General features: G+C 71.2%; 23 protein-coding genes and 4 pseudogenes. 8 read left to right on the top strand and 19 right to left on the bottom strand.

All coding sequences use genetic code 11. The annotated features are described in order from the left end of the window. Positions 1-177: 177 nt before the first annotated feature. A pseudogene (locus tag AC5Y4S_RS05005) lies at positions 178-642 on the top strand (M23 family metallopeptidase); the annotation flags it as partial. A gap of 165 nt (positions 643-807) precedes the next feature. On the opposite strand, the gene AC5Y4S_RS05000 reads toward AC5Y4S_RS05005, so the two are convergent. The 9 genes from AC5Y4S_RS05000 to AC5Y4S_RS04960 all read right to left on the bottom strand — a co-directional run bounded on the left by AC5Y4S_RS05000 (position 808) and on the right by AC5Y4S_RS04960 (position 8958). Continuing rightward, a complete protein-coding gene (locus tag AC5Y4S_RS05000; RefSeq protein WP_500030466.1) occupies positions 808-1710 on the bottom strand; it encodes a tyrosine recombinase XerC in 903 nt (300 codons plus the stop codon). 32 nt (positions 1711-1742) lie between these two features. Beyond that, positions 1743-2918, bottom strand: coding sequence for a lactate 2-monooxygenase (locus AC5Y4S_RS04995; RefSeq protein WP_500030464.1), 1176 nt, complete (start codon positions 2916-2918; stop codon positions 1743-1745). A 4-nt stretch (positions 2919-2922) separates the two neighbouring features. Then, positions 2923-3771: a siderophore-interacting protein gene (locus AC5Y4S_RS04990; RefSeq protein WP_500030462.1), complete on the bottom strand. Its 849-nt coding sequence runs from the start codon at positions 3769-3771 to the stop codon at positions 2923-2925. Positions 3772-3805: 34 nt separating this feature from the next. Further along, positions 3806-4957, bottom strand: a complete 1152-nt coding sequence (gene dprA / locus AC5Y4S_RS04985; RefSeq protein ID WP_500030459.1) for a DNA-processing protein DprA — start codon at positions 4955-4957, stop codon at positions 3806-3808. Further along, positions 4954-6465: a YifB family Mg chelatase-like AAA ATPase gene (locus tag AC5Y4S_RS04980; protein ID WP_500030457.1), complete on the bottom strand. Its 1512-nt coding sequence runs from the start codon at positions 6463-6465 to the stop codon at positions 4954-4956. Before AC5Y4S_RS04980 ends, dprA begins: the two co-directional genes overlap by 4 nt. After that, entirely contained in the window at positions 6465-6842 is a 378-nt protein-coding gene (locus AC5Y4S_RS04975) for a YraN family protein (RefSeq protein WP_500030454.1), read from the bottom strand. The genes AC5Y4S_RS04980 and AC5Y4S_RS04975 overlap by 1 nt, the downstream gene beginning before the upstream one ends. 116 nt (positions 6843-6958) lie before the next feature. Then, positions 6959-7132 (bottom strand): 5'-phosphate oxidase, encoded by a 174-nt coding sequence (locus AC5Y4S_RS04970; protein WP_500030450.1) that lies wholly within the window; start codon positions 7130-7132, stop codon positions 6959-6961. 4 nt (positions 7133-7136) lie between these two features. After that, positions 7137-7952 (bottom strand): formate dehydrogenase accessory sulfurtransferase FdhD, encoded by an 816-nt coding sequence (fdhD, locus tag AC5Y4S_RS04965; RefSeq protein WP_500030446.1) that lies wholly within the window; start codon positions 7950-7952, stop codon positions 7137-7139. 25 nt (positions 7953-7977) lie between these two features. Further along, complete coding sequence (locus AC5Y4S_RS04960; protein WP_500030444.1) at positions 7978-8958, bottom strand: NAD-dependent epimerase/dehydratase family protein; 981 nt, start codon at positions 8956-8958, stop codon at positions 7978-7980. A gap of 100 nt (positions 8959-9058) precedes the next feature. Here AC5Y4S_RS04960 and AC5Y4S_RS04955 point away from each other — a divergent pair, with 100 nt between their 5' ends. Next, positions 9059-9799: a GAF and ANTAR domain-containing protein gene (locus tag AC5Y4S_RS04955; RefSeq protein WP_500030442.1), complete on the top strand. Its 741-nt coding sequence runs from the start codon at positions 9059-9061 to the stop codon at positions 9797-9799. Positions 9800-9806: 7 nt separating this feature from the next. Here AC5Y4S_RS04955 and AC5Y4S_RS04950 read toward each other — a convergent pair whose 3' ends face one another. The 4 genes and pseudogenes from AC5Y4S_RS04950 to rplS all read right to left on the bottom strand — a co-directional run bounded on the left by AC5Y4S_RS04950 (position 9807) and on the right by rplS (position 12143). After that, positions 9807-10112 (bottom strand): DUF2469 domain-containing protein, encoded by a 306-nt coding sequence (locus tag AC5Y4S_RS04950; RefSeq protein ID WP_003875077.1) that lies wholly within the window; start codon positions 10110-10112, stop codon positions 9807-9809. A gap of 33 nt (positions 10113-10145) precedes the next feature. Beyond that, positions 10146-10881: pseudogene (locus AC5Y4S_RS04945) on the bottom strand (ribonuclease HII); the annotation flags it as partial. Between the two features lie 2 nt (positions 10882-10883). Then, the gene (gene lepB / locus AC5Y4S_RS04940) at positions 10884-11744 is read right to left on the bottom strand and encodes a signal peptidase I (RefSeq protein WP_500030438.1); all 861 of its coding nucleotides are present in this window, start codon (positions 11742-11744) and stop codon (positions 10884-10886) included. 57 nt (positions 11745-11801) lie between these two features. Continuing rightward, positions 11802-12143, bottom strand: a complete 342-nt coding sequence (gene rplS / locus AC5Y4S_RS04935) for a 50S ribosomal protein L19 (protein ID WP_066930268.1) — start codon at positions 12141-12143, stop codon at positions 11802-11804. 309 nt (positions 12144-12452) lie between these two features. Here rplS and AC5Y4S_RS04930 point away from each other — a divergent pair. Both AC5Y4S_RS04930 and AC5Y4S_RS04925 read left to right on the top strand, forming a co-directional pair. After that, positions 12453-12537: pseudogene (locus AC5Y4S_RS04930) on the top strand (hypothetical protein); the annotation flags it as partial. A 65-nt stretch (positions 12538-12602) separates the two neighbouring features. Continuing rightward, positions 12603-13409 (top strand): annotated as a pseudogene (locus AC5Y4S_RS04925) (serine hydrolase); the annotation flags it as partial. 67 nt (positions 13410-13476) lie between these two features. Here AC5Y4S_RS04925 and trmD read toward each other — a convergent pair. The 5 genes from trmD to AC5Y4S_RS04900 all read right to left on the bottom strand — a co-directional run bounded on the left by trmD (position 13477) and on the right by AC5Y4S_RS04900 (position 16108). After that, positions 13477-14184: a tRNA (guanosine(37)-N1)-methyltransferase TrmD gene (trmD, locus tag AC5Y4S_RS04920; protein ID WP_068128212.1), complete on the bottom strand. Its 708-nt coding sequence runs from the start codon at positions 14182-14184 to the stop codon at positions 13477-13479. A 15-nt stretch (positions 14185-14199) separates the two neighbouring features. Beyond that, complete coding sequence (rimM, locus tag AC5Y4S_RS04915) at positions 14200-14715, bottom strand: ribosome maturation factor RimM (protein ID WP_500030434.1); 516 nt, start codon at positions 14713-14715, stop codon at positions 14200-14202. A 12-nt stretch (positions 14716-14727) separates the two neighbouring features. After that, entirely contained in the window at positions 14728-14970 is a 243-nt protein-coding gene (locus tag AC5Y4S_RS04910; RefSeq protein ID WP_003878715.1) for an RNA-binding protein, read from the bottom strand. A 5-nt stretch (positions 14971-14975) separates the two neighbouring features. Beyond that, positions 14976-15527 (bottom strand): 30S ribosomal protein S16, encoded by a 552-nt coding sequence (gene rpsP / locus AC5Y4S_RS04905; RefSeq protein ID WP_500030431.1) that lies wholly within the window; start codon positions 15525-15527, stop codon positions 14976-14978. A 161-nt stretch (positions 15528-15688) separates the two neighbouring features. Beyond that, positions 15689-16108, bottom strand: coding sequence for a nuclear transport factor 2 family protein (locus tag AC5Y4S_RS04900; RefSeq protein ID WP_068113447.1), 420 nt, complete (start codon positions 16106-16108; stop codon positions 15689-15691). 184 nt (positions 16109-16292) lie between these two features. Here AC5Y4S_RS04900 and AC5Y4S_RS04895 point away from each other — a divergent pair, with 184 nt between their 5' ends. Then, positions 16293-18818 (top strand): PE family protein, encoded by a 2526-nt coding sequence (locus AC5Y4S_RS04895; RefSeq protein WP_500030430.1) that lies wholly within the window; start codon positions 16293-16295, stop codon positions 18816-18818. Positions 18819-18853: 35 nt separating this feature from the next. Here the strand turns inward: AC5Y4S_RS04895 and AC5Y4S_RS04890 are convergent, their stop codons facing one another. Continuing rightward, positions 18854-19867, bottom strand: a complete 1014-nt coding sequence (locus tag AC5Y4S_RS04890; RefSeq protein WP_500030429.1) for a zinc-dependent alcohol dehydrogenase family protein — start codon at positions 19865-19867, stop codon at positions 18854-18856. 118 nt (positions 19868-19985) lie between these two features. On the opposite strand from AC5Y4S_RS04890, the gene AC5Y4S_RS04885 reads away from it, so the two are divergent. The 3 genes from AC5Y4S_RS04885 to AC5Y4S_RS04875 all read left to right on the top strand — a co-directional run bounded on the left by AC5Y4S_RS04885 (position 19986) and on the right by AC5Y4S_RS04875 (position 21647). After that, the gene (locus tag AC5Y4S_RS04885) at positions 19986-20420 is read left to right on the top strand and encodes a nitroreductase family deazaflavin-dependent oxidoreductase (RefSeq protein WP_500030428.1); all 435 of its coding nucleotides are present in this window, start codon (positions 19986-19988) and stop codon (positions 20418-20420) included. Continuing rightward, positions 20417-21235, top strand: coding sequence for an SDR family oxidoreductase (locus AC5Y4S_RS04880; protein WP_500030427.1), 819 nt, complete (start codon positions 20417-20419; stop codon positions 21233-21235). Before AC5Y4S_RS04885 ends, AC5Y4S_RS04880 begins: the two co-directional genes overlap by 4 nt. Positions 21236-21389: 154 nt before the next feature. Next, positions 21390-21647 (top strand): hypothetical protein, encoded by a 258-nt coding sequence (locus AC5Y4S_RS04875; protein WP_500030426.1) that lies wholly within the window; start codon positions 21390-21392, stop codon positions 21645-21647. Positions 21648-21655 lie beyond the last annotated feature (8 nt).

Below are 21655 nucleotides of genomic sequence, written 5' to 3'. Positions count from 1 at the left end.
TCGACATCCGGTTGTTGCGCAGACACGCGAAGTCAGCCCGTTTACACGGACCGCGGAAAGGAGTTTACACCGTTCAGCAGGTGCTTTTGTCCACAGCGCTGGCTGGCCCGGTCAGCGACGCGGCGCTGAACTGATCCCGTGCGGTGGGTGGCGCTGGTGCTGATGCTGGCGCTGGTCAGCGCGGTGCCCGCGGTCGCCGACGACGTACGGCTGGATTGGCCGCTGCGGCCGCCCCCGGCGGTCGCCCGCGGATTCGACGCGCCCACGCCCGACTGGCATCCCGGTCACCGCGGCGTCGACCTGCCCGGGAGTCCAGGTCAGCCGGTGTATGCCGCCGGCGCGGCGACCGTGGTGTTCGCCGGCGAGCTGGCCGGCCGGCCCGTCGTGTCGCTGGCCCATCCCGGCGGCCTGCGCACCAGCTACGAGCCGGTCCGGGCGGCCGTGCGGGTGGGCCAGGCGGTGACGGCCGAGACCGTGATCGGCTCGCTGGTGGCCGGGCACGCCGGCTGCCCGGCCGCGGCGTGCCTGCACTGGGGGGCGATGTGGGGTGCGGCGTCGCGCGCCGAGTATGTCGACCCGCTCGGGCTGCTGAAGTCCACGCCGATCCGGCTGAAGCCTCTCGACGGGGCAGCGGCGCATCATCCGTAACAGGCGCCACGGGAGTCTCCGCGGGAAGGCGGCACGCTTCCTGCCCGCCTCATAGCGACTGTGAACGTCGGCCCGCGCAGCGGAACTGTCGCTGTGAGGCGGGCACGTCGAGTGCCGCCAGCTTAGGAGACTTCTGCGACGCATGTGACCTGCGGGGCCTCAGGCGCGTGGGTGGGCCTGGTCGTGCACCGCCCGCAGCCGCGAGACCGCCACATGGGTGTAGAGCTGGGTGGTCGCCAGGCTGGAATGGCCGAGCAACTCCTGGACGACGCGCAGGTCGGCCCCGCCCTCGAGCAGGTGGGTGGCCGCGCTGTGGCGCAGGCCGTGCGGTCCCATGTCGGGCGCGCCGTCGACCGCGGCGACGGTCTGGTGCACGACGGTGCGCGCCTGGCGTACGTCGAGCCGCCGGCCGCGCGCGCCCAGCAGCAGCGCCGGCCCGGACTCCGCGGTCACCAGGGCGGGACGCCCGTCGGCCAGCCACGCGTCCAGCGCCTCGGCGGCCGGCGCGCCGAACGGCGCGCTGCGCTGCTTGTTGCCCTTACCGAGGACCCGAACCAGCCGATGCCGGGTGTCCACGTCGTCGACGTCCAGGCCGCACAGCTCGCTCACCCGAATGCCGGTGGCGTACAGCATCTCGACGATCAGCCGGTCCCGCAGGGCCAGCGGATCCCCTTGCTCCGCACCGGATTTCGCGGCCGCCATGGCCTGCAGGGCCTGGTCCTGGCGCAGCACCGACGGCAGGGTGCGATGCGCCTTGGGCACCTGCAGCCGGACCGCGGGGTCCGCGGTGAGCAGGCCGCGGCGCACCGCCCAGGCGGTGAACGCCTTGACCGCCGAGGTGCGGCGGGCCAGCGTGGTGCGGGCCGCGCCGGCGCCGGCGGCCGAGGCCAGCCAGGCCCGCAGGACGGTCAGGCTCAGACTGTCGACGCCCTCCCCGTTTTGAGGCCCGTCCAGGAACGCGAACAGCGAGCGCAGGTCGCCCAGGTACGCCCGGCGGGTGTGCGCCGAGCGGTTGCATTGCAGCTTCAGGTACTCGTCGAACTCGTCGAGGATCGCCTCCACGCCCATACGGTCGCAGGCGCCGGGGGCTGGGCTCAGGTGACGCGCCGGAGCGTTTCCGGGGTGAGATCTTTGAGCGTGGGATAGCCATCGACGGCCATGATCAGGTCGGCCTCGGCGAGCATGGTGCGCAGTACATGCACGATGCCGTCGACGCCGCCCAAGGCCAGGCCGTAGGCGTACGGGCGGCCGATGCCGACCGCGGTGGCCCCCAGCGCGAGGGCCTTGATGATGTCGGCGCCGCTGCGGATGCCCGAGTCGAACAGCACGGGCAGCCCGCCGGCCGCCTCGACCACCCCGGGAAGGCAGTCGATCGCGGGCAGGCCGCCGTTGGCCTGCCGGCCGCCGTGGTTGGAGCAGTAGATGCCGTCGACGCCGCCGTCCCGGGCGCGGCGGGCGTCGTCGGGATGGCAAATCCCCTTCACCAGCAGCGGCAGGTCGGTCAGTGAGCGCAGCCAGGGCAGGTCGTCCCACGTCAAAGCGTTTCCGAATAGCTGTATCCAGCGCAGCACCGCGCCCTGCGGGTCCTCCTCCGGCGGCCGCGCCAGGCCGGCGCGGAACACCGGGTCGCTGGTGTAGTTGGCCAGGCAGTGCCCGCGCAGTTGGGGAAAGTTCGACGTGCTCAGGTCGCGCGGGCGCCATCCGGTGACCCAGGTGTCGAGGGTGACGACGATTCCCTTGAAGCCGGCCGCCTCCGCGCGGTGCACCAGGCTGGCGGCCACCTCCCGGTCGGTCGGTGTGTAGAGCTGGAAGAAACCGGGCGTGTCGCCGAGGGCCGCGGCGACGTCTTCCATCGGGTCGACCGTCAGCGTCGAGGCCACCATCGGCACGCCGGTGGCCGCTGCCGCGCGGGCCGTGGCCAGGTCGCCGTGGCCGTCCTGGGCGCAGATGCCGATAACGCCGATCGGCGCCATGAAGACCGGCGACGGCAAAGTCATGCCGAACAGCTCGACGGACAGGTCGCGCTGGGCGGCGCCGACGAACATGCGCGGGATGAGGCCCCAGCCCTCGAAGGCCGTGCAGTTGGCCCGCTGCGTGCGCTCGTCGCCGGCGCCGCCGGCGACGTAGGACCAGACCGACGGTGGCAGCGCGGTGGCGGCCTTGGCCTCCAACTCGGAGAACACCATCGGAAACTGCGGCACCACCCCGGCCAGGCCCTGCAGGTAGATCTCGTTCTGGTAGTCCCCGAAATGAGCCCCAAAATTAGTCATAGCGCTAGGCCCCGGCCTCGGCCTCGGCCAGTTCCTTCTTCCACTGCCGGAACGTCTCCTCGGTGCGCCCGCGCCGCCAGTAACCCGAGATCGACGACGCCCACTTCGCGTCGACGCCGCGCTCCTTGCGGATGTAGGGCCGCAGGTTGTGCATGACGGTTTGCGCCTCGCCGTGGATGAACACGTGCACCTGCCCGGGGAGCCACTGCGCGGTGGTGACCGCCTCGATCAGCGGCGCGAAATCACCGGCGCGATCCTCGGGCACCAGGTCGGCGCGCCCGCCGCGGTAGACCCAGCTCACCTCGACGTTTTCCGGTGCCCTCAGCGGCATCTCGTCCTCCTGGCCGGCGACCTCGATGAAGGCCTTGCCAACGGCGTTGGGGGGCAAGGCTTCCAGCGCCGTGGCGATGGCCGGGAGCGCCGACTCGTCGCCGGCCAACAGGTGCCAATCGGCGGCGGGGTCGGGGGTGTAGGCGCCGCCGGGGCCCATCAGATAGATGGGCTGGCCGGGTTGGGCCGAGGCCGCCCAGGTGCCCGCGACCCCGTGCTCTCCGTGCACGACGATGTCGATCGTGAGTTCGCCGGCGGCGACGTCGACGTCGCGCACGGTCATGGTCCGCACCGACGGCTTCTTCTCCGGGGGCAGGTCGGCGAAGCTGTCCAGGGTCAACGGCCGCGGCAACGCCGCCATGTCGACGTCCTCGGGGACGAAGGCCAACTTGACGTACGAGTCGGTGAATTTGCTGGGCGCGAAGGTGTCGAAGTGACTGCTGCCGAGCACGACCCGGACCATGTGCCGGGTGAGCTGCTCGGTGCGGGTTACTTCGAAGCTTTGTAGAGGTCGACCTGCCACATATCCTCCTGTCGGGGACCCGACCCCCCGTCGACTATACGAGCCCGGCCGTCGGACGCCGGGCCGCGCCGGCGCGGACTATTCGCCACCGCCCGTCATCGCGGCGCGCCAAGCCGGCCATCTCGAGCATCGCCAGCGGCCCGAGCACCTGCTCGGGCGCCAGCGCCGACGCGACCGCGATCTCGTCGACCGTGGCGGCGCCGCGGCCGGGCAACGCCTCGTACACCTGCCGCTCGGCGTCGCTCAGCCCGTCGAGCGCCGTGGTGGGGTGCGGCTGTTCGGGCGCCAGCTCGCCGATGTGACCGACGAGCTCGACGACGTCGTCGGCGCGGGTGACCAGCTGGGCGCCGTTGCGCAGCAGCACGTGACAACCCGCCGACGCCGACGAGGTCACCGGCCCGGGCACCGCGCCCACCACCCGGCCCAGCGCCCGCGCCCAAGCCGCGGTGTTCGCCGCGCCGCTGCGCAGGCCCGCTTCGACCACAACCACCGCCCCGGCGACGGCGGCGACCAGGCGGTTGCGGGTGAGGAAACGGTGCCGGGCCGGGCGGACACCCGGCGGGTATTCGGTGAACAACAGCCCGCTCGAACCGATGCGATGCAGCAGACCGGAATTGCCTGCGGGATAGGGGATGTCGAGCCCGCCCGCGAGCGCGGCGACCGTGATCCCGTCGCAGTTCAGCGCCGCGCGGTGCGCCGCGCCGTCGATGCCGTAGGCACCGCCGGAGACCACGGCCACCTCGCGTTCGACCAACCCGGCGGCCAGGTCCGCGGCGACCTGCTCGCCGTATACCGTCGACGCCCTTGTTCCGACCACGGCCGCCGCGCGTTCTGCCACCTCGTCGAGGCGGGCCGGACCCATCGCCCACAACACCATCGGCGGGCCGCCGCGGGCCCTGACCTCGGCATTGCCGAAGGCGGCGAACGCGAGCAGCGGCCACTCGTCGCAGTCGGGTGTGATCAACCGGCCGCCGCGCGCCGCGATGAGCTCGAGATCGGCTGCGGCCCGGTCTATTTCGCGCCGGGCCTCGGTGTGGCGGGCCAGGTCGGCGTCGACCGACCCGCGCCGGACCCGGTCCGCGGCCTCCACCGGGCCCACGCGTCGCACCAGCTCGGCGAGCGGCGCGCAGGGTGGTTCGGCCACCCGGGACAGGTAGGCCCAGGCCCGCGACACGTGATCGGTCATCGCCGCACCCCCGGTTGCCGGAAGCTGAGTGCGGTGGCGACTTCCTCGACGCCCGGCATGGGCCGGCCGGCCAGGTCGGCCAGGCTCCAGGCGACCCGCAGCGTGCGGTCCACGCCGCGGATGCTGAGCAGCCCACGGTCCAGCGCCTTGCGCAGCGGTTCCATCGCGGCGTTGCTGGGACGAAACTTTCGGCGCAACAGGGTCCCGCTGACTTCGGCGTTGGTGCGGAATCCGTGTGGCCGCCAACGCTCGGCGGCCGCGTCACGCGCCGCCGCAACGCGCCGGCGAACCTGCGCGGTCGATTCGCCATCGGTGACCGAGATCGCCCCGGCGCGCACCGGATTCATCTGTACCCGCAGGTCGACGCGGTCCATCAGCGGCCCGGACAGCTTGCCCAGGTAGCGGCGTTTGGCCGCGGCGGCGCAGACGCAGTCCTGCGGATCGGCCGGGGCGCACGGACACGGGTTGGCGGCCAGCACCAGCTGGAAGCGGGCGGGGTAGCAGGCCACCCCGTCGCGGCGGGCGAGGCGAATCTCGCCGTCCTCCAACGGCGTTCGCAGCGCTTCGAGCGCGCTGACGCTGATCTCGGCGCATTCGTCGAGGAACAATACCCCGCGATGCGCGCGGCTGACGGCGCCCGGGCGGGCCATCCCCGATCCCCCACCGACGAGCGCCGCGACGCTGGAGCTGTGATGCGGCGCCACGAATGGCGGCCGGGTGATCAACGGCGTATCCGTCGACAGCAGCCCGGCCACGGAGTGAATCGCGGTGACCTCCAGCGCCTCGCCGTCGGAAAGCGACGGAAGCAGGCCCGGAAGGCGTTGCGCCAGCATCGTTTTGCCCACTCCCGGCGGACCAGTCAACATGAGGTGATGCGCCCCCGCGGCCGCGACCTCCACCGCGAACCGCGCCTGCGCCTGTCCGACGACGTCGGCCAGATCCGCCGTCGGCTCCGGGTCCGTGGCGCCCGCGCTGATCCTGCGGTCCAGGCCACCGGAGCCGCCGAGCCAGCCCTTCAGTTGCCGCAGCGTGCGCACACCCCAGACGTCGATCCCGTCGATCAGGCTTGCCTCGGCCAGGTTGTCCACCGGTACGACGACGGCCGGCCAGCCGTCGCGTTTGGCGGCCAGCACGGCGGGCAGCACCCCGCGCACCGGCCGCACCCGGCCGTCCAGCGACAGCTCACCCAGCAGCACCGTCTTCTCCAGGCGCTCCCACGGGTGCTTGCGCTGCGCGCAAAGCACCGCGGCCGCCAGCGCGATGTCGTAGACCGATCCCATCTTGGGCAGCGTCGCCGGCGACAGCGCCAGCGTGAGCCGGGCCTGGGGCCAGTCGTCGCCGCAATTGGTGACCGCCGCGCGGACCCGGTCGCGCGACTCCTGCAGGGCGGCGTCCGGCAGGCCGACCAGGTGCACGCCCGGCAGGCCGGAGGTGATGAAGGCCTCGATTTCCACTGTGGCGCCGTCCAATCCGCGCACCGCGACCGAGAACGCCCGCCCCAGCGCCATCAGCCGATTCCCTGCAGGTGGGTGATCTCCGGGGTGCGCTGGCGCCCGACCCGCACGCCGATCATGTCGATGCGCAGCGCCGCCCAGCGCTCGTCCTGGCCGGCCAGCCAGAGCCCGGCCAGCCGGCGCAGCCGCCAGACCTTCCGCGGGGTCACCGCGTAGGCCAGCCCGCCGTAGCCGTCCCCGCTGCGGGTCTTCACCTCGACGAACACCGCGGTGCGGGTGGCGTCGTCGGCGGCGATCACGTCCAGCTCGCCGTAGCGGCAGCGCCAGTTGCGGCCCAGGATCCGCAGGCCCATCCGCGTCAGATAGTCCACGGCGAGCGCCTCGCCCATCGCGCCCAGCTGCACCCGGGTCATTGTCTGTTCGGTCGTCATGGGAGCCACCGTTCCCGGCGGCGCTGACACGCGCGGTTCCCGGCGGCAGCCTGGAGCTCAGTGCAGCGGCGGGCTATCCCCAGTCAGGCGTCCATCCACAGGCCGCGGACCGCCGGCTAGCTCCAGTGCGGGGGCACGTCGGTGCCCGGGCAGTCGGCGGACCGGCAGTGCACGTCGCGCACCCGCCTGCCGGTGACGTTGCCGTCGCTGTCGTAGGTGTACTCGACCGTGGCTTCGGCCTCGCGCCGGCAGGCGGGGCAGGTCGCCATTTCCGTCTTGAACCGCGCCACGGCCCTACCCGATCCGATCCGCCCGGGTGTAGACGTTCATCGAATCCTCCCGCAGGAACGCCACCAGCGTGATGCCGGACTCCTCGGCCAGCGACACCGCCAGCGACGACGGCGCCGACACCGCGGCCAGCACGGGAATGCCCGCCAGCACCGCCTTTTGCGTCAACTCGAACGAGGCCCGGCCGCTGACCAGCAGCACGCAGCCCTGCAGCGGAACGCGCCGGCGTTCCAGCGCCCAGCCCACGACCTTGTCGACCGCGTTGTGCCGACCGATGTCCTCGCGCACCACCAGCGGCGTCCCGTCGGCCCGGAACAACGCCGCCGCGTGCAGCCCGCCGGTGCTGTCGAAAACCTTTTGCGCGGAACGCAATTGGCCCGGCATCGCCTTGAGCGTCGCCGCTTCGACGGTCGCGGGATCCGAGCCGGGCGAGAAGCGGCCGATCAACCGCACCGCGTCCAGCGACGCCTTGCCGCAGACCCCGCACGACGAGGTCGTGTAGAAGTTGCGGGTGACGTCGAGGTCCGGCGGCGCGACCCCGGCGGCCAGCGTGACGTCCAGGACGTTGTAGGTGTTCGGTTCGGTGCGCCCGTCGCAGTAGCGGATGGTCCGGACGTCCTCGCGCCCGCCGATGACCCCCTCGGTGAGCAGAAAGCCTTGCGCCAGTTCGAAATCCGAGCCGGGCGTGCGCATCGTCACCGTGACCGGCGCGCCGTTCACGCGAATCTCCAACGGCTCCTCGACGGCCAGGGTCTCGGGTCGGGTGACGGCGCGGTCGGCGCTGAGATGCCGCGCGCGTCGGCGCGCCGTTACCTGGCCCACGCGCTCAAAACTACCCTGGCGCCCCTCACACCGCCTCGGCCAGCGCCGCCAGCGTTTCCGCCGACGAGTGGACCGGCCGCCACCCGAGCAGGGTCCGGGCCTTGTCGGTGTCCATCACCACCGACGTCCGCGCGGAGTGCAGCCATTCCAGCATCGACGGGACGAACGGCACCTTGGAAATCGCCGCCGACGCCGCCGAGGCGGCAATCGCGGGAACCCGCACGGGCCGGCCACCGAGCGCCTTGGCCACGTCGGACACCGTCACCACGCCGTCACCCGCGATGTTGTATGCCCCCGGCGGCGCCGGGGCGGTCGCGGCCAGCGCGATCGCCTCCGCGACGTCGTCGTGGTGCACCAGCTGCAGCGGAATGCCCGGATCCGGCACGACGGGCTTCAGGATCGGCGCCACCTTGCTGACCGCGCGCACCGGCGCGGGCAGCTGGTTCCAGGGCATCGCGTCGGCCAAAGCCGTCGCCCGGGGCCCCGCGACGATGCACGGCCGCAGCACGAACACCTCCAGCGACGAGCCCTCGGTGATGTCGGCGAGCAGCGCCTCGCACTCGGCCTTCTGCGCCGAGTAGTAATGCTCGGCGGTCCCCCGCGTCGGCACGTCCTCGGTCAGCGGGACGGGGTTGTCCGAGTGGTACCCGTAGGCCGCCACCGACGAGGTGTAGACCAGCCGTCGCGGTCGCTGGGCGGCGACCGTCGCCTCGAACACGTTGCGGGTGCCTTCCAGGTTGACGCGTTGGCTCTCGTCGCGCGAGCCCATGATGATGAACGCCAGGTGGACCACCACGTCGGCGCCGGCCACCAGGGCGTCGACGGCCTCCCGGTCGGTGATGTCGCCCTGCTGGTAGGTGGTTTTCTGCCAGCCGCACGACACCGGGTCGAACGGGCGGCGCGCCATCCCGATGATCTTCTCCACCGCGGGCTCGCGCTCGAGCGCCGTCACCGCCGAGACGCCGATCTCCCCGGTTGGCCCGGTCACCGCCACTGTCAGTCCCACCCGGGTGAGCTTCCCTTCGGAACCGCCGACCAAACCGCGCTCGCGAAAGTCGCATGCCGATACTCTCGACGAAAGATCACGAGCGGGAACGGGGCAAAGCGTGGCAGACGACTCGAGTTCGGCACCGGGCGGGGAGAAGGCCGACCCGGCGACCGTCTTCGCCGCCCTGGCCGAAATCATCTACCAAGGCTCGGACGCCAAGCAGATGTACGCGGCCATCTGCATCGCCGCGACGCTGACCGTGCGCGGCTGTGACCACGCCAGCCTGCTGGTCCGCGACGGCGACCGCTACGTCACGGTCGGCGCCAGCGACCACATCGCGCAGCACATCGACGAGATGGAACGGCGCTCCGGCGACGGCCCCTGCATCGACGCGATCGAGGAGGAGACTCCCCAGATCGACCCCGACCTGACCACGCCGTCGCTGTGGCCCAAGCTGGCCGCCGTCCTCGTCGAGGAGACACCGGTGCGCGGGGCCATGGGCTTTCGGCTCCTGGTCGACAAGCGCAAGGGGGCGGCGCTCAACCTGTTCAGCGACACCCCCAACGTGTTCGACGCCGAATCCGCGGGCCGGGCGGCGGTGCTGGCGTCGTTCGCCAGCGTGGCCATCAACGCGGTCGCCAAGGGCGAAGACGCCGCGAGCCTGCGCCGTGGGCTGATCAGCAACCGGGAGACCGGCAAGGCGGTCGGCATGTTGATGCTGCTGCACGACATGACCGAGGACCAGGCGTTCGACCTGCTGCGCCGGCATTCCCAGGCGCTGAACATCAAGCTGGCCGACGTGGCGCGCGCCGTCATCGACAACCGCGGCCAATTGCCGGTCAACGGCGAAACGAGCTAGCCGCGGGCTACTCCGGCAGCCGCAACTCGGGCTTCTCGACCTCTTCGATGTTGACGTCCTTGAAGGTGACCACGCGGACCTGCTTGACGAAGCGGGCCGGTCGGTACATGTCCCACACCCACGCGTCGGACAATCGCAGCTCGAAGTAGACCTCGCCGTCGGCGTTGCGCGGCGTCATCTCCACGCTGTTGGCCAGGTAGAAACGCCGCTCGGTTTCCACGACGTAGCTGAACTGGCCGACGATGTCCTTGTATTCGCGGTACAGCGAGAGCTCCATCTCGGTTTCGTACTTTTCGAGATCTTCTGCACTCATCTGCTCAAACGTCCTTCTCCCTGACGTGGGAACCTGGTCCCATCTTTCCTCACCGGTATTCGCCAGGCTCGGCCGGAGGGTCCGGTTTGCACTCCGCCACTACGCGCGCACCGGATCCGGTCGCAACGCGCCGGACGTTGATGAACGAATAGCGGTGCTGGGCGCAGGGGCCGAGCTCGGTCAGCGCCGTCGAATGGGCCGGGGTGCTGTAGCCCTTGTGGTCGGCGAAGCCGTAGCCGGGGTGATCGGCGTCCATCGCGACCATCAGCCGGTCACGGCTGACTTTGGCCAGCACGCTGGCCGCGGCGATGCACGCCGCCACGGCGTCGCCGCCGACCACCGGCAGCGACGGCATCGGCAGGCCGGGCACGCGAAAGCCGTCGCTCAGCACGTAACCGGGGCGCACCGACAGGCCGGCCACCGCGCGGCGCATGCCCTCGATGTTGGCCACGTGCACGCCGCGCCGGTCGACCTCCTCCGACGGGATGAAGACGACGTGATACGCCAGCGCATAACGGCGGATCAAGGGGAACAGCTTCTCCCGCGCCTTCTCGGTGAGCTTCTTCGAGTCATCCAGGGCCGCAAGGCTTTCCAGTCGGCTCGGGCCGAGCACGCAGGCTGCCACCACCAGCGGGCCGGCGCAGGCGCCGCGGCCCACCTCGTCGACCCCGGCGACCGGGCCGAGGCCGCTGCGATACAGCGCGGACTCCAGCGTGCGCAATCCAGACGATTTGCGGATGACGGTCCGCGGCGGCCACGTGGTGGCCATCGCTACTGACTCTGCTGGGGGTTCACCGACCCGACGCCGCCCCACCGCGACGGCGGCCACACGATGAATTGGGCCTTGCCGATGACGTTGGCTACCGGCACGGTTCCCGAATTCGGGTCACCGGTGCACAGGATGCCCTTGAGGGCTTCGATCGGGACGCTGGTGCAGTGGGCGCGGGAATCCGCCGAGTGGGTCCGGTTGTCCCCCATCACCCACAGCCGCCCCGCCGGGACGGCGACGGGCCCGAACTCGCTGCCCAGGCACGGGTACTTCGACGGGTCGGCCATCATCGTGGTCGGATCCAGATACGGCTCCTTGAGCGGCTTGCCGTCGACGGTCAACCCCGTCTCGGCCCGGCACTGCACGGTCTGCCCTCCCACCGCGATGACCCGCTTGACGAGGTCGTTCTCGTCGGGCGGCACGAAGCCGATGAACGACAGCGCGTTCTGCGCCCAGCGCAGCGCGGTGTTGTTCGAACGGATCGATTTGTAGCCGGCGTTCCACGACGGCGGGCCCTTGAAGACGATCACGTCGCCGGGCCGCGGCTGGCCGAACCGGTAACTCAGCTTGTCGACCATGATCCGGTCGCCGACGCAGCCCGTACACCCGTGCAGCGTGGGCTCCATGGATTCCGACGGAATCAGGTAGGGGCGGGCGATGAACGTCAGCATGACGTAGTAGAGGACCACGGCGATCACCGCGAGCAGCGCGAGCTCGCGGAACGTGGACTTCTTCTTGCGCCCCGACTCGGCCGCTTCGGGTTCCGAGGCTTCGGGGGGCGTGTCGGGTTCGGCGGTGGAGACCATCGGCTCTGGCTGACCAGCGTCGGACTGGCGCTCGGGTGAGTCCGGGGTATCGGTCACGAGATCAGCGTAGCCAGCACGGGTTGTGGCCGCAGACCTGCTCCGAACCGGGCCCGGTCAGCGCTTTTCCTTGATCTTGGCCTTCTTGCCGCGGAGTTCGCGCAGGTAGTACAACTTGGCGCGGCGGACGTCGCCACGGGTCACCACCTCGATGTGGTCGATGTTCGGCGAATGCACCGGGAAGGTCCGCTCGACGCCGACGCCGTAGCTCTCCTTGCGCACGGTGAACGTCTCGCGGATGCCTCCGCCCTGTCGGCGGATCACCACGCCCTTGAACACCTGGATACGCTCCTTGGCGCCCTCGATGACCTTGACGTGCACGTTGATGGTGTCGCCCGGGCTAAAGGCCGGGATGTCGTCGCGCAGCGACGTCTGGTCGACGAAGTCCAGCCGGTTCATCCTACGAACACTCTTCCTTGCGGTCGCGGCCTGCGACGGCTGCCCACACGCGGGCGTGGGGCGGTCATCAAGCCGATGGTTTTCGGGCTTTTAGTGCGCATCTCGCAGCCGCCGGGAAACGCCCGGCGCGCTAGTGGGTTCGAGACAACTGAACAATTGTGCCAGACGGCCCGCGTGCATTGAAAATCACAGGTAAACCCTGCGGTTCAAAACACGCCAAAGGCGCTGGTGAATGGTACACATGACTCGGGTCGAAACGGCCCGGCCACGTGCAGGTTTAACGTCCCAGGACGCCAAGGAGACCGACACATGCGTACCCGCCCGCTCGCCGTGCTCTCCGCCGTGGCGGCGGTGACGCTGGTGCTGGCCGGGTGCGACGAGGCGTTGGTGGAGCCGCAAAGCCTGGGAAAGCCGTCCGCCGGAGCCGCGCACAGCGAGCCGGTTCGGCAGTCCCAGGTGCAGCCCGAGACGGTTCAGCTGCTGCTGGACACCGTCCCGATGCACGGGCCGCCGCAGGCGCTGTCCGGCACGGTGTTCGGCGGGCTGCCGGCGCGGATACAGCAGGCCATCGACGAGGCCGCCGGCGCCGGGGCCACGCTGTCGGTCGCCGTCCTGGATCGCAAGACGCATGAGCTGGTCTCCAACGGCAACAGCCAGATCATCGGCACCGCGTCGGTGGCCAAGCTCTTCATCGCCGACGACCTGTTGCTGGCGGAGTCCCAGGGCAGGGCCGCCCTGTCCCCCGAGGACCGCCAGGCCTTGGACGTCATGTTGCAGTCGTCCGATGACGGCGCCGCCGAGAAGTTCTGGGGCCAGGGCGGCGGCGACAACATCATCACCCAGGTCGCGAGCCGGTACGGCCTGTCGTCCACCACCCCGCCCAGTGACGGGCGCTGGTGGAACACGATGAGCTCGCTGACCGACCTGATCCACTACTACGACGCGCTGCTCGACGGCACGGGCGGGCTGCCGAAGTCGCGGGCCAGCGTCATCGTCAACGATCTGGCCCGGTCCACCCCGACCGGCGCCGACGGCTACCCGCAGCGGTTCGGCATCCCCGACGGCCTGTTCGCCGAACCGGTGGCGGTCAAGCAGGGCTGGATGTGCTGCATCGGCGCCGACTGGGTGCACCTGTCGACGGGGGTGATAGGCGCCGACCACCGCTACGTGATGGTGGTCCAGTCGCTGCAGCCGTCCGACGACGCCACTGCGCGGCAGACGATCACCCAGGCCGTCAAGACGATATTTCCCAACGGCCGCATCTAGCGGACTGCGCTACCTGCCTGCGCCACCAGACGCAAAAGCCCCCGATCTTCGGCGTGTCGCGGGGCTTTTATGTCTGCTCGCGCTCCTGGTCGCCCAATAGGTCCGGGCGGCGCTCGCGGGTGCGCCGCAGGGAAACCTCGCGGCGCCACGCCGCGATCCGCGCATGATCGCCGGACAGCAGGACCTCGGGGACGTCCAGCCCGCGCCAGCTCGGCGGCCTCGTATAGCTGGGCCCCTCCAGCAGCCGGTCCAGGGCGGGCGAGTGCGAATCATCCTGCAGCGACGCGGGATTGCCCAGCACCCCGGTGAGCAGCCTGAGCACCGCTTCGATCATCACCACGGCCGCCGATTCCCCGCCCGGCAGCACATAGTCCCCGATCGAGACCTCCTCGACCCGCATCCGCCGCGCGGCGTCGTCGATGACCCGCTGGTCGATGCCCTCGTAACGTCCGCACGCGAACACCAGGTGCTTCTCGGTGCTCCAGCGCTGGGCGGTCGCCTGCGTAAACAGTGCGCCCGCCGGGGTCGGAACCACCAATAGCGTTTCGGCCGAACAAGTCTCGTCGAGTGCCTCGCCCCAGACCGGGGCCTTCATCACCATCCCGGGTCCGCCGCCGTACGGCGCGTCGTCCACCGAGTGGTGGACGTCATAGGTCCACCGGCGCAGGTCGTGCACGTGCAGGTCGACCAGGCCGGACGCAATCGCCTTGCCCGGCAACGACTGTCGCAGCGGATCCAGATAGGCCGGGAAGATCGTGATGACATCTATTCGCATCGGGCGCACCTGCTCCTACAGTTCCAGCAGGCCCTCGGGCGGATCGATCTCAATCAGACTGTCGTCCAACGAGACCGACGTGACGATCGCGCTGACGAACGGCACCAGGAGTTCGCCGGAATCCCGGCGCACCGCCAGCAGCTCACCCGCCGCGGTGTGCAACACCTCGGCGACGACGCCGACCTCCTGCCCTGAAATCGTCCGGACGACAAGGCCTTCGAGCTGATGGTCGTAGTAGGTGTCCGGCTCGTCGATCGGCGGCAGCTCGTCGGAGTCCACGACGAACAGGCTGCCCCGCAGCGCTTCGGCGGCGTCGCGATCGTGCACGCCGGCCAATCGCACCAGCAGCCGCCCACCGTGCTCGCGGGCCTGGTCGACGACGACGCTGCGCTCCTCGCCGCTACGGGAGTTCTTGGCGCGCAACGCATTACCCGGAGCGAACCGTGCCGCGGGATCGTCCGTGCGGACTTCCACCACCACCTCGCCGCCGATGCCGTGCGCCTTGACCACGCGCCCGACCGTTAACTCCAAGGGAGCGCTCCGCTACTGGTCGGTGTCCACCACGTCGACGCGGATGCCGCGGCCACCGATGCCGGCGACCAGCGTGCGCAACGCGGTCGCGGTGCGTCCGCCGCGACCGATCACCTTGCCCAGGTCGTCGGGGTGGACGTGCACCTCCACGGTGCGGCCACGCCGACTGGTGACCATGTCCACCCGGACGTCGTCGGGATTGTCGACGATCCCGCGGACCAGGTGCTCGACAGCGTCAACGACGACGGTGCTCACCTCGGTCAGCCTTCGGTCGGTGCGTCGGCCGGCGCGGCTTCAGCGGCCGGCTCGGCAGCGGCGTCGGCGGGGGTCTCGGCGGCCGGCTCGGCCTCGGCGGCGGGCTCGGCAGCCCCTTCAGCGGCTTCGGGGGCCTCGGCCGCCTTGGCGGCCTTCTTGGCCCCTGAAGTTGAAGCCTTCTTCTTCGGCTTGGCGGCCTCGGTGGTGGGCGCGCCGTCGGCCTCGGCCAGCGCGGCGTTGAACAGCTCCAGCTTGGACGGCTTGGGCGGCGCGGCCTGCAGGCTGCCCTCGGCGCCGGGCAGCCCCTTGAACTTCTGCCAGTCGCCGGTGATCTTCAACAGCTTGAGGACCGGCTCGGTCGGCTGGGCGCCCACCGAAAGCCAGTACTGGGCGCGCTCGGAGTTGATCTCGATCAGGCTCGGGTCTTCCTTCGGGTGATACCGGCCGATGACCTCGATCGAGCGGCCGTCGCGGCGAGTCCGAGCGTCGGCGACGGCGATGCGGTATTGCGGATTGCGGATCTTGCCAAGCCGGGTCAGCTTGATCTTCACAGCCATGGTTAAGCGACTTCTCCTAGATGTGTCACGCTGCAATTCAGCGACCCGGGCGGGATGCCGGGGTCCGGTTTTGCCTCGCGTGTGTGACCACCGGGCGGCCGTAATCGCGCGGCGGACAGCCGCCTATTGTGCCAGAACAGGGCCGCGCGCCAGAAATCCAGCTACATCACCTTCTGGAAGACTTTCGTCTCCACCCGGCGCGTCATCCGCCAGCCCTCGGCGGTCCGCACGAACTCGTCGTCGTACCAGAGCCCGCAAAATAGCGCCTGGTCGCTCTCGCCCGGCAGCACCATCGGGTTGAAGCAGATCACCCGAGACGAGGCGGTGTCGCCATCGATGCGCACCGAGAAGTTCCCGAGCATGTGCGCGTACACCGGGAAGGTCGGCAACACCTCGGATAACCACTTCTTCACCTCGGGGAAATGGCCGTCGATGCCCCCCAGCGCCCGATAGTCGATGTAGGCGTCGGGCGTGAAGACCTCGTCCAGGTCGTCGAAGCGGCGGTTGTCGATGGCGGTGGAGTAGTCCACCAGCAGCTGCTGGATCTCTAAGCGGTCGGAAATCTCTTCCAGGCTCAACATGGCTTGATTGAACACGACGGAACTGCAACGTGTTCAGCGACATCAGCCATCCTCCGCGCCAGTGCTTCCGCCCGCCGACGATGGATACTCAAAGTTCGGCTAATCCTTGTTGAACGATGCCAAATAGATGGAATACTCCGAGGCCACGGACTATCGGTAGCCGGCGTTTGGGCGGAGGCTCGCTATGTCGTACGTCATCGCAGCGACGGACGTGTTGACGGCGGCCGCAGCGGATGTGGCGGGCATCGGCTCGTCGCTGACCGCGGCCAGTTCGGCGGCCGCGGCCCCGACCTCCGCGGTGCTGGCCGCCGCCGGCGATGAGGTGTCGTCGGCGATCGCGTCGTTGTTTTCCGGCCACGGTCAGCTGTTTCAGGCGCTGAGTGCCCAAGCGGCGGCGTTTCACGAGCAGTTCGTCCAGGCGTTGGCCGCGGGTTCGGGGTCCTATGCCAGCGCGGAGGCCGCCAACGTTGCGGCGTTTGCGGCCAGTCCCGCGCAGACGATCGGGCAGGACGTGCTCAACGTGGTCAACGCGCCCTTCCTGGCGCTCACCGACCGCCCGCTGATCGGCAACGGCGCCAACGGCACCCCGGGGACGGGTCAAAACGGTCAGGGTGGCGGGTGGCTGTTGGGCAACGGCGGCGCCGGTGGCTCCGGCGGGCCCGGCCAGGCCGGCGGTAACGGCGGCCCGTCGGGGCTGCTGGGCTACGGCGGGGCCGGCGGGGCGGGCGGCCCGGGCACAGCGACCATGGCCGCCGGGGCCGGTGGGGCCGGCGGCAATTCCGGCGACCCGCTGTTGGGCCGCGGTGGTGCCGGCGGCGCGGGCGGATTCAACGCGTTCGGGGCCGGCGGGGCCGGCGGACCCGGCGGCAACGGCGGCCTGCTGTTCAGCGCCGGCGGGGACGGCGGGGCCGGCGGCAGCGGCACGACTACCGGCGGGGCCGGCGGGGCCGGCGGGAGCGGCGGGCTCATCAGCGGGGTGTTCGGTGCGGGCGGCGGCAACGGCGGGGCGGGCGGGTTCGGCTCCTCGGTGGCCGGCGGTGCCGGCGGACACGGCGGCGACGCCGGCCTGCTCGGCGGCCCTGGAGGCGCGGGCGGCACGGGCGGGGGCAGCACCGCCAGGGGCGGGCCGGGCGGGACGGGAGGCAACGCCGGCCTGATGTTCGGCGCCCCCGGCGCGGGCGGCGCCGGCGGCTACGGCCACACGGTCGCCGGCGGGGCCGGCGGAAACGGCGGCAATGCCGGCCTGCTCTCCTTCGTCAGCGGCGGCGCCGGCGGGGCCGGCGGTTTCAGCGACCTCGTCGGCGGGGCCGGCGGAAACGGCGGCAACGCCGGCACCTTGTTCGGCTACGGCGGCATCGGCGGGATCGGCGGAGCCAGCGTCGGCACCGGCGGGGCCGGGGGGCACGGCGGCCAGGCCGGCCTGCTCGTGGGCGACGGCGGAGCCGGCGGCGCCGGCGGAACCGGCCTGACGACCGGCGGCGCGGGCGGTGTCGGCGGCACCGCGGCGCTGATCGGCACCGCCGGCAACGGCGGTGACGGCGGGTTTGGCGCCACCCTCGGCGGCAGCGGCGCCAACGGCGTCCCGTCACCCCTGCAGCCGGTGTACAACGCGGTGAATCTCCCCGCCGAGGCGCTCACTGGACGCCCGCTGATCGGCAACGGCGCCAACGCGGCCACAGGATCTGGGCTCGACGGCAAGCCCGGCGGCTGGTTGATGGGTGACGGCGGCGCCGGCGGCTCGGGCGGCGCCACGACGGGCGGGCACGGCGGGGCGGGCGGGGCCGCCGGGCTGATGGGCACCGGCGGCGCCGGTGGGGCGGGCGGCTCGGACACGAGTGCGATCAACGGCGGAGCCGGCGGTGCCGGCGGGTCCGGCGGGCTGCTGACCGGCAATGGTGGCGTCGGCGGCACCGGCGGGTTCTCGACCGCCGCCGGAGGGGCTGGCGGAACCGGCGGAGCCGGCGGCCTGCTGGGGGCCGGCGGGGTCGGCGGTGGCGGCGGGGTCGGCGACGGGCCCGGTGGGGCCGGAGGGGCCGGCGGGGCCGGCGGGCTGCTCAGCGGGCTGGCCGGCGCGGGCGGCGGTGGCGGCGGGGTGGGCGGGGCCAGCAGCTCCACCGGCGGCGCCGGGGGGGCCGGCGGCAACGGCGGGCTGCTCGCGGGCGACGGCGGCTCCGGCGGGGACGGCGGGGTCAGCATCGGAGGCACCGGCGGAGCCGGTGGGGCCGGCGGTAGCGCCGGTCTGCTGCAAGGCGCCGGCGGCGACGGCGGGGCCGGCGCGTTCGGGGTCCTCGCCGGCGGCCACGGCGGGTCCGGCGGCACGGCGGTACTCCTCGGCAACGGCGGCGGCGCCGGCGGAACCGGCGGATATAGCAACATCACCGGCGGGGCGGGCGGGACCGGCGGCAACGCCGGCCTGCTTTGGGGCGACGCCGGGTCCGGCGGGACCGGCGGAGCGGCCGGCACGACCGGCGGGCCGGGCGGGACCGGCGGCCAGGCGGGCCAGCTCCTCCTGGGCACCGGCGGTGCCGGCGGCGCCGGCGGCGGAGGCGCAACGACCGGCGGCAACGGCGGCAACGGCGGCAACGCCGTATTGTTCGGCACCGGCGGCAACGGCGGCAATGCGGGGTTTGGCGCGACCGTTGGCGCCAGCGGCACCGGCGGCGCCGGCGGGCTGCTGCTCGGTCCGCCCGGAAACAACGGGATGACATAGCCGGCGGCGTCGCCGCGCGACCCGACCCGCCGAGCTCAGCCGATCCGGACGACGAGCTTGCCGATGTGCTTGCCGTCGCGTAACCGCTCGAACGCCGCTTTCGCCTCATCGAATTCGAAGACGTCGTCGATCACCGGTGCCAGCCCGGTAGCGCCGACGGCTCGCACAAGATCTTGCAGATCGGCCCGGCTCCCGACGGTGATGGACCGGGTCGTCGCGCCGGCGCCCTTGAGCAGGAAATAGTCGATGCCTGGGTTGTCTTCGCTGAGAAAGCCGATCAGCGTGACCTCGCCACCTTCGGCGACGGCACGCAACGACTGCTCGATGGTGGCCGGGCCGCCGACTTCCACGACCCGGTCCGCGCCTCGGCCACCGGTCAGTTCGCGCACCTGCTCACCCCAGTTCGGATTGCGGCGGTAGTCGATGACGTCGTCGGCGCCCAGCGCTTTGAGCGTCTGCGCCTTTTCAGGACTCGACGTCGTCGCGACGACACGCCCACCGACCAGCTTGGCCAGTTGCAGCGCGAACAGCGAAACCCCGCCGGTCCCGAGCGTCAACACGGTTTGGCCCGCGCGAATCGGCGCGGGACCGCCGAGCGCGTTCCAGGCCGTGACCCCGGCGCACGGCAGCGTCGCGGCGTGATCGTCGGGTATGGAGTCGGGAATGCGCACGACCGCCTCCCGGGAGGCCACCTTGTACTCGGCCAGCCAGCCATCCTGCCCGCTGCCGTAGCTGTCGGAACCCGCCGTCGCCGGCATCGGGCCGCCGAACCACCTCGAATGGAATGCGCCGACCACCCGCTCGCCGGGACGGAAGTCGTCGACGCCCTCGCCGACCTCGGCGACTTCAGCGACGGCATCGCTGCACGGCACCAGCCCGGGTGTGCTGTCGCGCACGTACCTGCCGAGGGGAATCGCCACGTCCCGATAGTTCAGCGAGACCGCTCGGATGCGGAGCAGCAATTCTCCTCGCTGGGGCGACGGGACCGGTTCTTCGTGCATCCGCAATCCATCCAGCCCGGTGAGCTCGTCGAACCGGTACACGCGCATGAAGACGCTCCTTCCGATGTCGGGCTGCCAATCTCAACCCGAGCGATGGATTCCCTTGTTCCGCTTCAGGAAACGCGTGTGATGTTTCACGACCGCGCAATCGGATACCCGGCATTTCGTGAGCGAGGGCAACGATTTCAACGAGCGCAATATCACCGAGTTCCGCGCCAACCACGGTCGCGTCGGTGGCCAGTTCGACGGCGCACCGCTGGTCATCCTGCACACCGTCGGAGCGCGCAGCGGGAAGCCGAGGACCAACATCATGATGTATCTGGCCGACGGCGACCGGTACCTCGTGTTCGCCTCGAAGGCCGGCGCGGACGACAACCCCGCGTGGTATTGGAACCTCAAGGCCAACCCGGACGCTCGGATCGAAGTCGGCGACGACATAGTCGACGTGCATGCCACCGAGCTGCAAGGGGCCGAGCGGGACGAGAAGTATGCGCTGCAGGCCGAGCGCTACCCCGGGTTCGCCGAATACCAGCGCAAAACGTCGCGAACCATCCCGGTGGTCGCCCTCACGCCGGTTGGGCCGAGGGAGCCCCGCGTATGAGGGTCCTGGCGACCGGCGCGACGGGCCAGTACGCCCACCACGTCGTCGCCGCCCTCGCCGCTCAGGGAATCGACGTCCGCGGCGTCGTCCACGACCCGGCGAAGGCCGACGAGGCCCGCCGGGCCGGTGCGACCGAGACGGTGCAGCTGGACCTGGCCGACGCCGACGGGGTCGCCAAGGCGCTGGACGGCGTGGACGCAGTCTTCCTGATCACCCCGGCGTTTCACCCGGATGCCACGTCGATGGCGCTCAACGTGGTCGGTGCGGCCGTCGAGGCGGGCGTCGGGAAGCTGGTCTACAACGGTGTGTACCACCCGTCGCTGAGCCTGCCGAATCACGCGGGAACGCGCCCGGTCGAGGAGGCGCTGTATGCGTCCGAGCTGGAGTTCACCGTGCTGCAGCCGGCGATGTACGTCCAAGCGCTGGAGGCGGCCTACCGGAGCGCGTTGGAAACCGGCGCCGTCGTCGCGCCGTGGTCGAAGCACTCGAAGATGACCTACGTCGACTACCGCGACGTCGCGGAGGCGGCCGCGTTGTCCTTCGTCGAGCCGCGCCTGTCGCGCGGCACGTTCGAGCTCGCCGCCGGCGGCATGGTCGATCGGGTCGAGGTCGCCGAGATGATGAGTCGGGTGGCGGGGCGCACGCTGCGGGCCGAGGACACCGACGACGTCCCCTCAGGTCCCGAGGGCCTGGCCACGATGTTCGAAGACTACGACCGGCACGGCTTTCACGGCGGGAATTCGCTTGTGCTGCAAGCCATTCTGCGCCGCGAACCCCGTTCGGTCGCCGACTTCATCGCGGGGCTCGCGGCGTAAGAGTTGGGATCGGTATCGGCAAGGGCCGGTGTCCACTTGTTGCAGCGGCCCATCCGGGCCTCCAGCAACGAAGGAGCCCGACATGAACCCGACGGGGCGTTTCTCCCGTTTTCGCAGGACACCGGCGCCCACCACGCGGAATAATCCCGTGGGTATGAAGGCCATCATCGCAGGATTAGCAACGGCGCTGTCGATGCTCGGCGGCGCGGGACTGGCGGCGCCCGTCGCCCAGGCCGCCCCGTGCCCGGCCGGAAAATCCTGCCAGCACTGGTGCCCGGGCGACGTCCTTCCGGCGGGCCGGCCCGTCCCATGGGACGGCAACGTCTGCCACGACTACTACTGGGACTACTACGGCGTGCACGACATCGGCGACGGGGCGAACTACTCCTGGCGCGACATGCCCTGGCGCTAGGCCGGAAG

This window comes from Mycobacterium sp. NGS64 (assembly GCF_059812245.1).
The sequence above is the reverse complement of the archived record's forward strand: the minus strand, read 5'-3'. Positions and strand labels throughout refer to the sequence as shown.

Excerpts from the sequence above, each read along its gene's own strand:
- AC5Y4S_RS04995 (WP_500030464.1), bottom strand. The coding sequence starts at position 2,918 with ATGACTAATTTTGGGGCTCATTTCGGGGACTACCAGAACGAGATCTAC.
- dprA (WP_500030459.1), bottom strand. The coding sequence starts at position 4,957 with ATGACCGATCACGTGTCGCGGGCCTGGGCCTACCTGTCCCGGGTGGCC.
- AC5Y4S_RS04980 (WP_500030457.1), bottom strand. The coding sequence starts at position 6,465 with ATGGCGCTGGGGCGGGCGTTCTCGGTCGCGGTGCGCGGATTGGACGGC.
- AC5Y4S_RS04975 (WP_500030454.1), bottom strand. The coding sequence starts at position 6,842 with ATGACGACCGAACAGACAATGACCCGGGTGCAGCTGGGCGCGATGGGC.
- AC5Y4S_RS04950 (WP_003875077.1), bottom strand. The coding sequence starts at position 10,112 with ATGAGTGCAGAAGATCTCGAAAAGTACGAAACCGAGATGGAGCTCTCG.
- rplS (WP_066930268.1), bottom strand. The coding sequence starts at position 12,143 with ATGAACCGGCTGGACTTCGTCGACCAGACGTCGCTGCGCGACGACATC.
- trmD (WP_068128212.1), bottom strand. The coding sequence starts at position 14,184 with ATGCGAATAGATGTCATCACGATCTTCCCGGCCTATCTGGATCCGCTG.
- rpsP (WP_500030431.1), bottom strand. The coding sequence starts at position 15,527 with ATGGCTGTGAAGATCAAGCTGACCCGGCTTGGCAAGATCCGCAATCCG.
- AC5Y4S_RS04900 (WP_068113447.1), bottom strand. The coding sequence starts at position 16,108 with ATGTTGAGCCTGGAAGAGATTTCCGACCGCTTAGAGATCCAGCAGCTG.
- AC5Y4S_RS04895 (WP_500030430.1), top strand. The coding sequence starts at position 16,293 with ATGTCGTACGTCATCGCAGCGACGGACGTGTTGACGGCGGCCGCAGCG.
- AC5Y4S_RS04890 (WP_500030429.1), bottom strand. The coding sequence starts at position 19,867 with ATGCGCGTGTACCGGTTCGACGAGCTCACCGGGCTGGATGGATTGCGG.
- AC5Y4S_RS04880 (WP_500030427.1), top strand. The coding sequence starts at position 20,417 with ATGAGGGTCCTGGCGACCGGCGCGACGGGCCAGTACGCCCACCACGTC.
- AC5Y4S_RS04875 (WP_500030426.1), top strand. The coding sequence starts at position 21,390 with ATGAAGGCCATCATCGCAGGATTAGCAACGGCGCTGTCGATGCTCGGC.